A 12,569-nucleotide genomic window follows, 5' to 3' on the forward strand; every position below is an offset into this window, starting at 1 on the left:
GTCTCCTTCGTTTCGGTGGATCAGCTGTAGACGATGCGACGCAATTGCCGCTCGCTGAGGTTCGGTGCGCCGACCACCCGTGTCTTCAGCTCGCCGGCGATCTGCGCGAACGCCTGAGCGTTGCGGATGCCCGCCAGCTGCAACTCCGAGTGCCGTCGGCGCACGAAGGCGTCGACGGATTCGGCGTAGTAGGCGAGCACGTCATCGATGACCCGCCCTGCCTCGGCGCTCGCCAGACCGGTGGTCGCCGCGATGCGCGCAATCAGCTCGGGGTCGGGCACTCGGTGATTCTGCGCTCTGCTCCGGCCTAACGCAAGAATCTGCCCGATATCGGGCAGATTCCTGTCGTTCGTGGGTCGCTGTGAGTCGCCCTCAGGTCTGCAGCGGCACGCCGGCCAGTGGGATTCGCAGCAGGTGCTGCAAGCCGGCCTGCAGGAATGCCCGGGCCAGGGTGCCGGGGCCCTCGGTGAAGTGCAGCCAGCCCTCGGTGTGCACGGGTACCACCAGCGGCCCGCCGAGCGCCCGCGCGGCCAGCACCGCGTCATCCGCGGTGAGGGTCAGCGGATCGTCAAGACCCGGCCGGCGGGCGGCACCGGCGAACAGCACGGCGACGTCGATCGAGGGAAACCGCTGCGCGATCTGCCGGACCAGACCGACCGAGGCGTTGTCGCCGGACACGTACACGGTCGGCAGGTCCGCCCCGCTGAGCACGAAGCCGGTGACGTGACCGGACATCGTCTCGGCGTCCGCGCCCGGCGGCCCGTGCAGGGCCGGCACCGCGGTGATCGTCAGCGCACCACCGTCCGGTGTCGAGACGTCAGCCGAGTCCCACGGCTGCAGGCCGGTGACACCCGGGATGCGCTGCGCCGCAGCGGGTGTGGACAGCACCTGCCCCGCCTCGGCGAGCGCGACCCGGCCTTCGTCATCGAGATTGTCCGGGTGTTGATCGTGCGAGAGCAGCACCAGATCGATGCGGCCGAGATCGGCCCTGGCCACTGCCGGACCGGTCAGTTTGAGCAGCGAGCGCTCGCCGACCGGATGCGGCCCGGGCGGATCGAAGGTCGGGTCGGTGAGGATGCGCAGCCCGGCCACGGTCAGCAGAACGGTCGGACCGCCGACATGCAGGAACTCGATCGGGGTGGTCTGGGTGGTGGAAGTGCCGGCAGCTGTCATGGCTCCATCTCAGCTTGCCGACACCGCCGCGACCAGTGGCCTGCAGGACACCGTTCGGTCAGTTCGGGCCAAATGCGGCTACGATCGGTCGATGCCGCACCGGATCGCCGTCCTGGCCTTCGAAGAGATGAGCCCGTTCCATCTGTCCGTGCCGACCATCGTGTTCGGCTCCGAGCTCACCGGGTCGATCCCGATGGACTACGACGTCACCGTCTGCGGCCTGACGGCCGGCCCGCTGCGGACCAAGGCCGGGTTCGACATCGCCGTGCACCACGACCTGTCGGCGTTCGACGGTGCCGACACCGTGGTGATCCCCAGCTGGGACCGTGACCGACCGGTGCCGCCCGCGCTGTCGCTCGCGGTCCGCACCGCACACGCCAGGGGCGCCAGGATCGTCGGACTGTGCGTCGGTGCCTTCGTGGTGGCCGCCTCCGGCATCGTCGACGGCCGCACCGTCACCACCCATTGGCACGCCGCCGCCCAGCTCGCCGCCGCGTACCCGGCCGTCCAGGTGCGCTCCGACGTGCTGTGGACGGACCTCGGTGACGTGGTGACCTCGGCCGGCACGGTCGCGGCGCTGGACTGCTGCCTGCATCTGGTGCGCTCCGATCACGGCGCCGCACCCGCTGCGCAATTGGCGAAGCGGCTGGTGATGGCGCCGCACCGCGGCGGCTCCCAGGCGCAGCACATCGAGCTGCCGGTGGTGCCGGCCGACCTGCGGGACGACATCGCCGAGGCGATGAGCTGGGCCCGCCTGCGGCTCGACGAGCCGGTGGACCTGGATCGTTGGGCCGCGGCAGTGGCCCTGTCCCGGCGCACCTTCACCCGACGGTTCCGGGAGCGGACCGGCGTCAGCCCTGGGCAGTGGCTGCTGACGCAACGGCTCGATCATGCCCGCGGACTGCTGGAGACCACCGACCTGGCGATCGACACCGTCGCCGAGCGCAGCGGCTTCGGGTCGGCCGTCTCGCTGCGGCGGCACTTCCGCGACGAACTCGGCACCAGCCCGCGCCGGCACCGCGAGCAGTTCGCACTGCGGGCCGGATGACCGGCCGGGACACGCTCGCGGCGCGGTGACGTTGGTGCTCATCGGCGAGTCCGCATAGTCTTGCCTGACGTTCGTCGGGATGACGACACGACAGGACTGGGAGTTCGTTGAGCCGATGACCGAACCGGATGATGGGGCCTGGATCGCCGCCAGCGCGGATCCTCGCCCCGCCCAGCAAGCCCCGGCCGCAGCGCCCACCACGCCGGCCCACCCCGACACCAGCACTCACGGTGCTGCCCCGACCCAGGAACGGACCGCCCCGACCGAGGATCGGCCTGCCGCCGCGCCGGTGTCGCCTGCCGCCACGCCGGCGCCGCCTGCCGCCGCCCCAGTAGCGCCGGCTGCCGCGCCGGCGCCCCCGGCTGCCGCGCCGGCGCCCAAGCCCGCCGACGGCGAGATCGGCCCGACCGGTCGACCGCTGCGGACGATCCCCGAACCAGCCGCGCTGAGCAGCCATGGACCGGCCAGGGTGATCGCCATGTGCAACCAGAAGGGCGGGGTCGGCAAGACCACCTCGACCATCAACCTGGGCGCGGCGCTGGCCGGCTTCGGCCGCCGGGTGTTGCTGGTCGACCTCGACCCGCAGGGCGCGCTGTCGGCCGGTCTCGGGGTGCCATCGCACGAGCTGGACCGGACGATCTACAACCTGATGCTGGAGAAGACCACCGCGATCTCCGACGTGCTGGTGAGCACCGACGTGGAGAACCTCGACCTGATCCCGGCGAACATCGACCTGTCGGCTGCCGAGGTGCAGCTGATCAACGAGGTCGGCCGGGAGCAGACCCTGGCCCGTGCGCTGCGACCGGTGTTGCACGCCTACGACTACGTGCTGATCGACTGCCAGCCGTCACTGGGCCTGCTCACGGTCAACGCACTGGCCTGTTCGCACGGGGTGATCATGCCGGTGGCCGCCGAGTTCTTCTCGCTGCGCGGCGTGGCACTGCTGGTCGACACCGTGGAGAAGGTGCAGGAGCGGATCAATCCCGAGCTGACCATCGACGGCGTGCTGGTCACCATGTTCGACGGCCGGACCGTGCACGCCCGCGACGTCGTCGCGATGCTGGTGCAGCGGTTCGGCGATCAGGTCTTCGACGCGGTGATCGCCAGGACGGTGAAGTTCCCCGAGACCACTGTCGCCGGCGAACCGATCACCTCCTATGCGCCGACCTCACCGGCCGCCGAGGCCTACCGGGCGCTGGCCCGGGAAGTGATCGCGCGGTGACCCCCGGTGGCGTGGTGGCCGATCCGGACGCCCTGCCTCCGATCGAGACACCACCCGAGGGACCACCCGTTGCGGCCACCGGCGACCGGGCGGCGTTCCGGGTCCGGCTGGACAACTTCGACGGGCCGTTCGACCTGTTGCTGCAATTGATCAGTCAGCATCGGATGGACGTCACCGAGGTGGCGCTGCATCGGGTGACGGACGACTTCATCGCCTACACCAGGGCGATGGACGATGCCTGGGATCTGGAGCAGGTGACCGCCTTTCTGGTGGTGGCCGCGACCCTGCTGGATCTCAAGGCGGCCCGGCTGCTGCCGGATGCCGACCTGGAGAACCCGGAGGAGCTGGCCTACCTTGAGGCCAAGGACCTGCTCTTCGCCCGGCTGCTTGCCTACCGCGCCTTCCAACAGGTCGCCGGGTTGTTCCGGGAACTGGAAGCCAGTGCCCTGCGCCGCTATCCGCGGGCGGTGACGCTGGAGGATCGCTATCTCGGGCTGCTGCCGGAGGTGCGGATCGGGATGGACGCTGCGGCCTTCGCCGAGATGGCGGCCGCCGTGTTCCGCCCGAAGCCGCCGCCGAGTGTGTCGCTCGACCACATCCACACCTCGACCGTGTCGGTGGCCGAGCACACCGCCGTCATCCGCGAGCTGCTGTCCGGACACGGTCGGATGACCTTCGCGGAGCTGGTCGCCGGCTGCGAGAGCACCATGGAGGTGGTGGCCCGGTTCCTGGGCCTGCTCAACCTGTACCGGGAGGCAGCGGTCGCCTTCGACCAACCGGAGCCGCTCGGCATGCTGACGGTCCGCTGGACCGGCGATTCCGAGGACGCGGCGGCCGCCGGTATCGCCACCGATGAGGAGTACGAGTGAGTAGCGAGAGCGATCCGGGCACAACGGGTCTGACGACTGTTCCCGAGGTGACCGGGATCGGGGTGAGTGCGGCCGAGGTGATCGAGCCGGAGGCGACCGAGGCGGGCACGGCCGGGCCGGAGGAGGTCGAGCTCGACGAGGCCGAAGCGGTGGCCGAGCCGGCGATCGCCGACGACGAGTTGGCGGCGGCCCTGGAGGCGGTGCTGCTGGTGGTGGACAGCCCGGTCAGCGAGCAGGCGCTGGCGGTGGCGGTCGGCCGGACGTCCACCCAGGTGCGGACCGAGCTGTTAGCGCTCGCCGATCGGCTGCGGCACAGCGGTTCCGGCATCGATCTACGAGAGATCGGCGGCGGCTGGCGGTTCTACACCCGAGAGAAGTTCGCGCCGGTGGTCGAACGGTTCGTGCTGGACGGACAGCAGACCCGATTGTCCCGGGCAGCGCTGGAAACCCTTGCGGTGATTGCCTATCGACAGCCGGTGACCAGGGCGAGGATCGCCGGTGTCCGCGGCGTGAACGTGGACGGGGTGATCCGCACCCTGGTGGCCCGCGGGCTGATCGAAGAAGTTGGTACCGACGGCGAAACTGGTGCGATGCTGTACCGGACGACCGAATTGTTCACCGAGCGACTGGGGCTGAACTCCCTGGAAGAGCTCCCCGAAATCGGCCCGTTACTGCCGGAAGTGGATGCGATCGACGATGTCTGACCCCTACAAGCACCCGGCGCGCAAGACCCGCGCGCCCGAATTCACCGACGACGAACGATCGGACGGTGTCCGGCTGCAGAAGGTGCTGTCCGCGGCCGGTGTCGCGTCCCGCCGTAAGGCCGAAGAGATGATCCGGGACGGCCGGATCAAGGTCGACGGCATCGTGGTCCGGGAGATGGGACTGCGGATCGACCCGGACAACGCCGTGGTGCACGTCGACGGCAACCGGATCCAGATGCGTGGTGATCAGGTCTACCTGGCGCTGAACAAGCCGCCGGGGATGCTGTCCACCATGTCCGACGAGCAGGGTCGCCCGCACGTCGGCGAGCTCGTCGAGGAGTGGAAGGATTCGGCCAGGCTGTTTCACGTCGGCCGGCTGGACATGGATTCCGAGGGACTGCTGCTGCTCACCAACGACGGCGAACTGGCGCACCGACTCACCCACCCGTCATTCGGGGTCACCAAGACCTACATGGCGGAGATCCCCGCACCGGTGCCGCGCGATCTCGGCCGGCGGTTGCACCGCGGGATCGAGCTGGACGACGGGATCGTCAAGGTGGACTCGTTCGACGTCGTCGACGTGCACAACAACCGGGCGGTCGTCGAGGTGGTGCTGCACGAGGGCCGCAAGCACATCGTGCGCCGGATGCTCGCCGCCGCCGGGCATCCGGTGTCCCGGTTGGTCCGTACCCAGATCGGCGAGGTGCAGCTGGGGCACCAGCGGCCCGGCACCCTGCGCAAGCTGAACCCGGTGGAGATCTCCTTGCTGTACAAGGCTGTCGGGCTGTGAGCCGACGGGGAGCGGAGGTAAAGGGATCGGAGGCGATGCAGGAGCGTCCGATCCCGGCCCGGAGCGACCGCGGAGGCGAACAATCGGGCTGTGACGCTGTGACCGAACTGATCGACCGATTCGTGATCGCGATCGACGGGCCGTCCGGGACGGGGAAGTCCACCGTCGCCAAGCACCTGGCCAGACAGCTCAGGGCCGGCTACCTCGACACCGGCGCGATGTACCGGATCGTCACCCTGGCGATACTGCGGGCCGGGGTCGATCCGGCAGACGAGGCCGCGGTGGCCGACCACCTGCCGCTGGTGCAGTTCCATTCGCCCACCGATCCCGATCGGCAGCAACACGACCTGGACGGCGACGACGTGACCGCGCAGATCCGCGGTGGGGACGTCACTCTCGCGGTGACTCCGGTGTCGGCGAACCCGGCGGTGCGGGAGTGGTTGATGGAACGACAGCAGCAGCTGGCGCACACCGGGCGGATGGTGGTCGAGGGCCGGGACATCGGCACCGTGATCGCACCCGATGCGACACTGAAGGTGTATCTGACCGCCGACGAGTCCGAACGTGCGCGCCGCCGTCATCGGCAGAACGGTGCGGTCAACGTGCCGGCCGCACCGAACGATCTGGACGCAGTTCGGGCCGACCTGAATCGTCGGGACACCGTCGACTCCGGCCGGGCCACCGCCCCGCTCCGGGCAGCCGACGACGCGATTCATCTCGACAGCTCGGACCTGACCGCCGATCAGGTCGTCGAACAGATCCTCGCCTTTGCGGCGGAACGGGGGATCAATTGACCGGGGCGGAAAGATCTGACCGCGGGAGTTTCTTCCGGCTGCCCGGCGCCGCCGACCCGACTCCGGAGCACTCCGGGCGGAAGGGGATGGATCGCGGCCGTCGGATCGGGGTGGCGTTGCGAACCCTGTTGTACCGCAACCGGATCCGCGGGCTGGACCGGGTGCCCCCGACCGGCGCCGTGCTCTTCGTGGCCAACCACAGCAATTTCATCGACGGGCCGGTGCTCTTCGGCATCTTGCCGCGCCGGGTCTCGTTCCTGGTGAAGGCGGAGGCGGTGAAGGGGCCGTTGGGCTGGCTGCTGACGAACGTCGGCCAATACGCGATCAACCGAGACGTGCCCGACCGCAAACCGCTGTTGGACGCGCTTGCCCAACTGAAGGCCGGCGGGTGCATCGGCATCTTCCCGGAGGGCACCCGCGGAGCCGGGCTGGTGGAGAACGTGTTCAACGGCGCCGGCTGGTTGGCGGTCAGGGCGAACGCGACCGTGGTGCCGGTCGCCATCCGAGGCACCGCCAGACCGGAAGGATCCCGGCGGCGGTTCAAACCGCAGGTCGACGTGCTGATCGGCGACGCGTTCCAGGTGCCGCCCGGTGCCGGCAAGAAGGCTGTCGAGGCCGCAACCTCGACGATCCAGCAACACCTATCGGCTCTGGTGGCCGAACTGGACAACGAATTGGCAGAAAAGGGCACATCTCGTGACTGAGCTGGAAGGCGCCGGTAACGACGGCGCCGCAACAGATTTCCGCGGATCCGGCGGGCCGGCAGACCCGGCGGACGGCAGCTGGTCGGACGAGAGTGAGTTCGCCGGCTGGGAGGACACCGCCGACGGCGCCGACCAGGCGGGGGAGTCCGGCGGCGAGTACGTCCCGACGGTGGCTGTGGTCGGTCGGCCCAACGTCGGCAAGTCCACCCTGGTGAACCGGGTGATCGGCCGGAGGGAGGCCGTGGTGCAGGACATCCCCGGCGTCACCCGCGACCGGGTGTCCTACGATGCGCTGTGGCGCGGAAAGCGCTTCACTGTCGTCGATACCGGTGGCTGGGAACCGGACGCCAAGGGACTGCAGGCCGCCGTCGCGGCACAGGCGGACCGGGCGATGGCCTCCACCGACGTGGTGGTCGTGGTGGTCGACGCCTCGGTCGGAGCCACCGCCACCGACGAGGCGATCGCCAAGGTGCTGCGCCGATCGAAACGACCGGTGATCCTGGTGGCCAACAAGGTCGACGACGAGCGCACCGAGTCGGACATGGCGCACCTGTGGAGCCTTGGGCTCGGCGAACCGTTCGGGGTATCGGCGTTGCACGGCCGTGGGTCGGGGGATCTGCTTGACCGGATCCTGGAGAAGCTGCCGACAGCGCCGCCGGAGCAGTTCGGTACCGTCGCCGGCCCCCGTCGGGTCGCGCTGGTCGGCAAGCCGAACGTCGGCAAGTCGTCGCTGCTCAACAAGCTGGCCGGCGAGAGCCGGTCGGTCGTCGATTCGGTGTCCGGCACCACCGTCGACCCGGTCGACTCGCTGGTGGAACTCGACGGCGAGGTGTGGCGATTCGTCGACACCGCCGGATTGCGGCGCAAGGTCCGCACCGCCAAGGGCACCGAGTTCTACGCCTCGCTGCGCACCCAGTCGGCACTGGAGGCCGCGGAGGTCGCGGTGGTACTGATCGATTCGGCGGATCCGATCACCGAGCAGGACCAGCGGGTGATCTCGATGGTCGCCGAGTCGGGCCGGGCGCTGTTGATCGCGCTGAACAAGGCCGACCTGGTCGATGCCGATCGCCGGCAGGAGAGCAACCGCGAACTCGAGCGGGAGTTGAACCGGGTGCCGTGGGCAGAGCGGGTGAACATCTCCGCGACCACCGGGCGCGGCGTTCACCGGATTGCACCGGCCCTGCGGACCGCGTTGGCCTCCTGGGACAAGCGGATCCCCACTGGGCAGTTGAACGGCTGGCTCAAGGAACTGATCCAGGCGACACCGCCGCCGGTCCGTGGCGGTAAGCAGCCGAGGGTGTTGTTCGCGACCCAAGCGGCCAATCGTCCGCCGACGTTCGTGCTGTTCACCACCGGCTTCCTGGAGGCGGGCTATCGGCGCTTCATCGAACGCCGGTTGCGGGAGGACTTCGGGTTCGCCGGTTCGCCGATCCGGATCAACGTGCGGGTCAGGGAGAAGCGCGGTCGCACCAACTGATCCGGCGCCGGTCGCCCCGGGCCCGATGTTGGTCCGTGACCGGTGTCGATCCGTGGTCCGTGATCCGTGTTGATCGTGGCCCACTGCCCGCAAGACCGGAGATTTGTCCGATTCGCCGGGCAACGCATCATGATCATCGCGAAGGGCGGTGCGTGGGCAGCGCTTCATGATCGACCCCGCTAGGGTGGATGCCATCGGCGAAAGGTGCGGTGGGACATGCAATTCCGGGCGGAGCTGGAGGCGACGGGCGCCAACACCACGGGGATCAGGGTGCCGGCGGACCTGGTCGAGGAACTCGGTGGCGGGCGGCGACCCAAGGTCGTCGTCACCCTGGGGGAGTACAGCTACCGGAACTCGATCGCCTTGATGGGCGGCGAGTTCTGGCTCGGGGTCTCGGCGGAGCACCGGGCCGGATCGGGGTTGACGGCCGGCGACGCGGTCGAGGTGACGATCGAGTTGGACACCGCGCCCCGCACCGTCGAGGTCCCCGACGACTTGGCCGACGCGCTGACGGCGACCGCCGGCGCCCGCGAGGCATTCGACGCGATGGCCTATACCCACCGCAAGGAGTGGGTCAGATCGATCGAGGAGGCCAAGAAGCCGGAGACCCGGGCCAAGCGCATCGCGGCAGCGGTCGCGGCCTGCGTCGCGTAACCGGGCACTGCGACTGCTGCACGACCGGAACAGGCTGATCCCCGCAACAGCGACGCGCTCATCGCTGTGCACGACCCGCGCACGACCCGCGCACGACCGCGCCCACAGCGCCGGCGGCACTGCGCCACCGTCGGGGAGGAGATGCGCCGCGGTCTCCCGGTGATCACCGTGGACCCGACAGCACACGCCGTCACCATCTCCCACCTGTAGGTATCCCCGACCCGGGGAGTTGAGACCCTGGCCGGCGCCAGATCCCAGTGGTCCATTGACAGCGCGCAGAAGTGGGGCGTAAACCAGCACCATCGGTGGCCGCAGGCAACGATGCCTACGCCACGACCAACTCGCCGACCAATACCGCAACTGGCTTGCGACAGCCTAGCGTTCATGGGCCACGACTACGCAGGTCGGCGAACACGGCCGAAACCTCCGGCGGAAGTGGCAGCACCCGATCCGATCCCCGTGACGCAGCACGACGTTCCAGATCGCCGTGGTGCGGACCGATTCGATATGCTAAGGCGATGGATAGCGCGCTCACCATGGCCATGAAACCGGTGTCCGACGATCTCGTCAGCACCGGCCGCACTTTGCCCGTTGTTTCAGATCAGTGCTGGACCGGTGACCCGGAAACGCCCTCGGCATATCTTCAAAGCAACGATGGCGGTGCCGTAGGAATCTACATCCATCGGTCAACTACGAGGACCGAGCAAATTGTCTTTGTCACGGACCAGATACAGTCATGGGAGATTGATGAATCCCGGGGGACACACGCGACCAACTGGCCCAACTGCCCAATACACCCCGATACTCACCCGCTCAGCGCAAGAGTTGTTGATGCTCAACCCGCCTGGGTTTGCCCAAACTCGGGTCGCGTGATTGGCTCCATCGGCCAGTTGGCGACGGCACTCCCCAACGGCTAACGTTCTCTACGCCCAACTCAGCATTCCGATCCGGAATGAGAACGTGACGATCGCCTGGTACCCCGGGATAGTGTACTTCATTGTCCCGTTCAGCCCTCCCGATGCGCCCTGCATCGTGGCACAGCTCCAGTGAAAGGTGTACGAGATGGGATGAATGTCTGCGTATCGGCAAGCTTTGGTCTTGTTGTCCGACCAAAGCAGGTACGGTGTTACCTGGCTTGTGGCTTGAGCACGATGCATTGCGCTAAATATGTAGCCGAATGCAAGTTTGCCTTGGCCGGGAGGACTCCCAGCAATCTTGGTAAGCTGGACCGTGAACCTGTCTCCACCTGACGGGTCCGTGGTCTCATAGCCCTGATTGGGACCGAGTATGATGTGTCCACCGTTGATCGGCTCTCCGAGCGGACGGACGCCAACATATGCACCGTTCTCGCAGCCGAATGAATGGTTGGTAAGTGCAGGCTTCGCTTGTCGCAGCATCGGAGATTGAGCTGGATCTGGCATGTACGTCACGGTGATTCTACAGTCCGGGTCGGGTGTGTTGGCGGCACTCGCGGTCGCAGGCAGATTAACGATTGTGCTCCCGACGACAAGCAATCCGAATAGAATCAAGATTCTGGAGATGCTCGGATTCACCCTTCGGTGCGAGCGGCTCACTCCGTCGTGCCCACTGATGTCAGTTCTCATGGCCAATCCTCCCCGATCCCGACGTGGCGCCGGCCAGGATCCCCCGCCGGCCAGCGCCGCGTAACAGTGTGATATGGAGGCCGCAACGCAACGGCGGCGTCGCCCAGCCCCGACCGTTCGTGGCGTGACCGTTGCAGCGTGATACCCGCCGGTGGTGATCATTTCTCATTCGTTTCGGGTTCTGGGGGGCTGGGTCAGCGGTTCGGCGTTGACAGATATAGGAGCATCATCGGCAGAGGTTGGCCGCCGGCGAAGTACCCGGGCGACGTCTTCGTGGCGTAGCCAGGCGTGCACGAGTGATCGGGGATCGCCGGGAGTGGCTTCCCCACTGACGAGTACCTCGCCGGCAAGTCGGTCCATTTGACCGACTTGCCGGGTCGCCAATTCCTCGGCGCCGTCAGGGCAGATGAGCCTCAGAATCACCGGGTAGCTCGTACCGGCCGGCCGAAGCGGTTGGTTGCTGGGTGGGGTAGTTGGTTCAGGTATTCCACATGCCAAGATAGAACTAATGTTCGATGCGAGGTCAGCGCGCGGGCTTCGCTTCTGCGATCTTGCGGATGATCGCTGAGGTAGTGCGGCCACGGCGACGATCGAGGGTGACCTGCAGCTTGGCGCCCTCGATGACGTTGCGGGGCACGCGGATGACCTTGCGCGGCGTTGTGGCCTGCGGCTTCGGGTCCGTGATCGTCATGGCGTCTCCTCGGGTTCGCTGTGTTCAGTGTCCTCGACAAAGTCGATGGCCTCCACCGATTCGGCGGTCAGGGTTTCTTCGTAGGCGTGCACGTAGTCCAGGTCGGTGATGGTGGCGATGAGATCCACGTCTTCGGGCGTGGCCAGGGTTGAGTCGACAAGGTCGGTTGACCGGACCGGGATGAGCCGGTTTCGCGAACCCCCGGGGGACGCGTCAGAACAACCTGGACGCCTTGATCTCGTCGCTCTCCTCGAGCGCCAGCAGGAAGCGCTTGCGATCAAGGCCGCCACCGAACCCGGTCAACGAGCCGTCGCTGCCCACCACCCGGTGGCACGGCACCACCAGCGCCAACGGATTGCCGCCGGTGGCGCTGCCGACCGCCTGGGAGAGTCGGATCCCGCCGAGTCGCAGCGCGATCGAACCGTACGAAGCCGTTTCGCCATAAGGAATTTCGGCGATCAGCTGCCAGACCCCGCGGTGGAAGGCGTCGCCCTCGGCGGCCAGCGGCAGGTCGAACTCGGTGCGGCTGCCGGCAAAGTATTCGGCGAGTTGACGGGCCGCCTCGGCCAGCACCGGTTCGGTCGAATCGGATCCGGCGACTCCGGAGACCTCACTGTCGGCGGAGGGGATGACGGCGGATCCGCGGGCGTCCGGCGACCAATTGCCGACGAACGCGACCCCGGTCAGGTGTCCGTCCGCCGCGGACAACGACAGCGGCCCGATGGGTGAGGCGATCGAGATGTTCGACATGGCTCTCCTTCCGGCGTCGATTCTGCCCGGTGTCACCGACAGCGCCGTTCTCGGCGGCAGCGCTGTGCCCTGGACAGCGCCCGACGGTG

General features: G+C 67.9%; 14 protein-coding genes. 9 read left to right on the plus strand and 5 right to left on the minus strand.

Translation table 11 applies throughout. The features are described 5' to 3' along the window. Window positions 1–20: 20 nt before the first annotated feature. Window positions 21–281, minus strand: a complete 261-nt coding sequence (locus K340_RS0121935) for a hypothetical protein (RefSeq protein WP_029138266.1) — start codon at window positions 279–281, stop codon at window positions 21–23. A gap of 91 nt (window positions 282–372) precedes the next feature. After that, a complete protein-coding gene (locus K340_RS0121940; RefSeq protein WP_051267195.1) occupies window positions 373–1,173 on the minus strand; it encodes an MBL fold metallo-hydrolase in 801 nt (266 codons plus the stop codon). A 91-nt stretch (window positions 1,174–1,264) separates the two neighbouring features. On the opposite strand from K340_RS0121940, the gene K340_RS0121945 reads away from it, so the two are divergent. From K340_RS0121945 to K340_RS0121985, 9 genes are all read left to right on the plus strand, one after another. Then, window positions 1,265–2,221 carry a GlxA family transcriptional regulator gene (locus K340_RS0121945; protein ID WP_029138268.1) on the plus strand — a complete coding sequence of 319 codons (957 nt, stop codon included), beginning with the start codon at window positions 1,265–1,267 and terminating at the stop codon, window positions 2,219–2,221. A gap of 79 nt (window positions 2,222–2,300) precedes the next feature. Then, complete coding sequence (locus K340_RS32375; RefSeq protein WP_245599677.1) at window positions 2,301–3,443, plus strand: ParA family protein; 1,143 nt, start codon at window positions 2,301–2,303, stop codon at window positions 3,441–3,443. Then, window positions 3,440–4,312 (plus strand): segregation and condensation protein A, encoded by an 873-nt coding sequence (locus K340_RS0121955; protein WP_084614753.1) that lies wholly within the window; start codon window positions 3,440–3,442, stop codon window positions 4,310–4,312. The genes K340_RS32375 and K340_RS0121955 overlap by 4 nt, the downstream gene beginning before the upstream one ends. Next, window positions 4,309–5,016 (plus strand): SMC-Scp complex subunit ScpB, encoded by a 708-nt coding sequence (gene scpB / locus K340_RS0121960; RefSeq protein WP_084614755.1) that lies wholly within the window; start codon window positions 4,309–4,311, stop codon window positions 5,014–5,016. Before K340_RS0121955 ends, scpB begins: the two co-directional genes overlap by 4 nt. Continuing rightward, entirely contained in the window at window positions 5,009–5,806 is a 798-nt protein-coding gene (locus K340_RS0121965; RefSeq protein WP_051267197.1) for a pseudouridine synthase, read from the plus strand. Before scpB ends, K340_RS0121965 begins: the two co-directional genes overlap by 8 nt. Before the next feature lie 110 nt (window positions 5,807–5,916). Beyond that, window positions 5,917–6,600 carry a (d)CMP kinase gene (gene cmk / locus K340_RS0121970; protein WP_029138273.1) on the plus strand — a complete coding sequence of 228 codons (684 nt, stop codon included), beginning with the start codon at window positions 5,917–5,919 and terminating at the stop codon, window positions 6,598–6,600. Window positions 6,601–6,686: 86 nt separating this feature from the next. Next, the gene (locus K340_RS0121975; RefSeq protein WP_084614759.1) at window positions 6,687–7,304 is read left to right on the plus strand and encodes a lysophospholipid acyltransferase family protein; all 618 of its coding nucleotides are present in this window, start codon (window positions 6,687–6,689) and stop codon (window positions 7,302–7,304) included. After that, window positions 7,297–8,781: a ribosome biogenesis GTPase Der gene (der, locus tag K340_RS32380; protein ID WP_245599679.1), complete on the plus strand. Its 1,485-nt coding sequence runs from the start codon at window positions 7,297–7,299 to the stop codon at window positions 8,779–8,781. The genes K340_RS0121975 and der overlap by 8 nt, the downstream gene beginning before the upstream one ends. Before the next feature lie 216 nt (window positions 8,782–8,997). Continuing rightward, window positions 8,998–9,435 carry a YdeI/OmpD-associated family protein gene (locus tag K340_RS0121985; RefSeq protein ID WP_029138275.1) on the plus strand — a complete coding sequence of 146 codons (438 nt, stop codon included), beginning with the start codon at window positions 8,998–9,000 and terminating at the stop codon, window positions 9,433–9,435. Window positions 9,436–11,562: 2,127 nt separating this feature from the next. Here the strand turns inward: K340_RS0121985 and K340_RS36115 are convergent. The 3 genes from K340_RS36115 to K340_RS0122000 form a co-directional block, all read right to left on the minus strand. Beyond that, window positions 11,563–11,730 carry a hypothetical protein gene (locus K340_RS36115; protein ID WP_154674425.1) on the minus strand — a complete coding sequence of 56 codons (168 nt, stop codon included), beginning with the start codon at window positions 11,728–11,730 and terminating at the stop codon, window positions 11,563–11,565. After that, the gene (locus K340_RS37345) at window positions 11,727–11,858 is read right to left on the minus strand and encodes a hypothetical protein (protein ID WP_281170752.1); all 132 of its coding nucleotides are present in this window, start codon (window positions 11,856–11,858) and stop codon (window positions 11,727–11,729) included. The genes K340_RS36115 and K340_RS37345 overlap by 4 nt, the downstream gene beginning before the upstream one ends. 85 nt (window positions 11,859–11,943) lie before the next feature. After that, entirely contained in the window at window positions 11,944–12,480 is a 537-nt protein-coding gene (locus K340_RS0122000; RefSeq protein WP_029138276.1) for a methylated-DNA--[protein]-cysteine S-methyltransferase, read from the minus strand. Window positions 12,481–12,569 lie beyond the last annotated feature (89 nt).

Source organism: Nakamurella lactea DSM 19367, from assembly GCF_000426645.1.
GTDB lineage: Bacteria > Actinomycetota > Actinomycetes > Mycobacteriales > Nakamurellaceae > Nakamurella > Nakamurella lactea.

What these genes read in the sequence shown, in the direction of transcription:
- K340_RS0121940 (WP_051267195.1), bottom strand. Translation starts at nt 1,173, where the DNA reads ATGACAGCTGCCGGCACTTCCACCACCCAGACCACCCCGATCGAGTTC.
- K340_RS36115 (WP_154674425.1), bottom strand. Translation starts at nt 11,730, where the DNA reads ATGACGATCACGGACCCGAAGCCGCAGGCCACAACGCCGCGCAAGGTC.
- K340_RS0121965 (WP_051267197.1), top strand. Translation starts at nt 5,009, where the DNA reads ATGTCTGACCCCTACAAGCACCCGGCGCGCAAGACCCGCGCGCCCGAA.
- K340_RS0121975 (WP_084614759.1), top strand. Translation starts at nt 6,687, where the DNA reads ATGGATCGCGGCCGTCGGATCGGGGTGGCGTTGCGAACCCTGTTGTAC.
- K340_RS0121985 (WP_029138275.1), top strand. Translation starts at nt 8,998, where the DNA reads ATGCAATTCCGGGCGGAGCTGGAGGCGACGGGCGCCAACACCACGGGG.
- K340_RS32375 (WP_245599677.1), top strand. Translation starts at nt 2,301, where the DNA reads ATGACGACACGACAGGACTGGGAGTTCGTTGAGCCGATGACCGAACCG.
- K340_RS0121945 (WP_029138268.1), top strand. Translation starts at nt 1,265, where the DNA reads ATGCCGCACCGGATCGCCGTCCTGGCCTTCGAAGAGATGAGCCCGTTC.
- K340_RS0122000 (WP_029138276.1), bottom strand. Translation starts at nt 12,480, where the DNA reads ATGTCGAACATCTCGATCGCCTCACCCATCGGGCCGCTGTCGTTGTCC.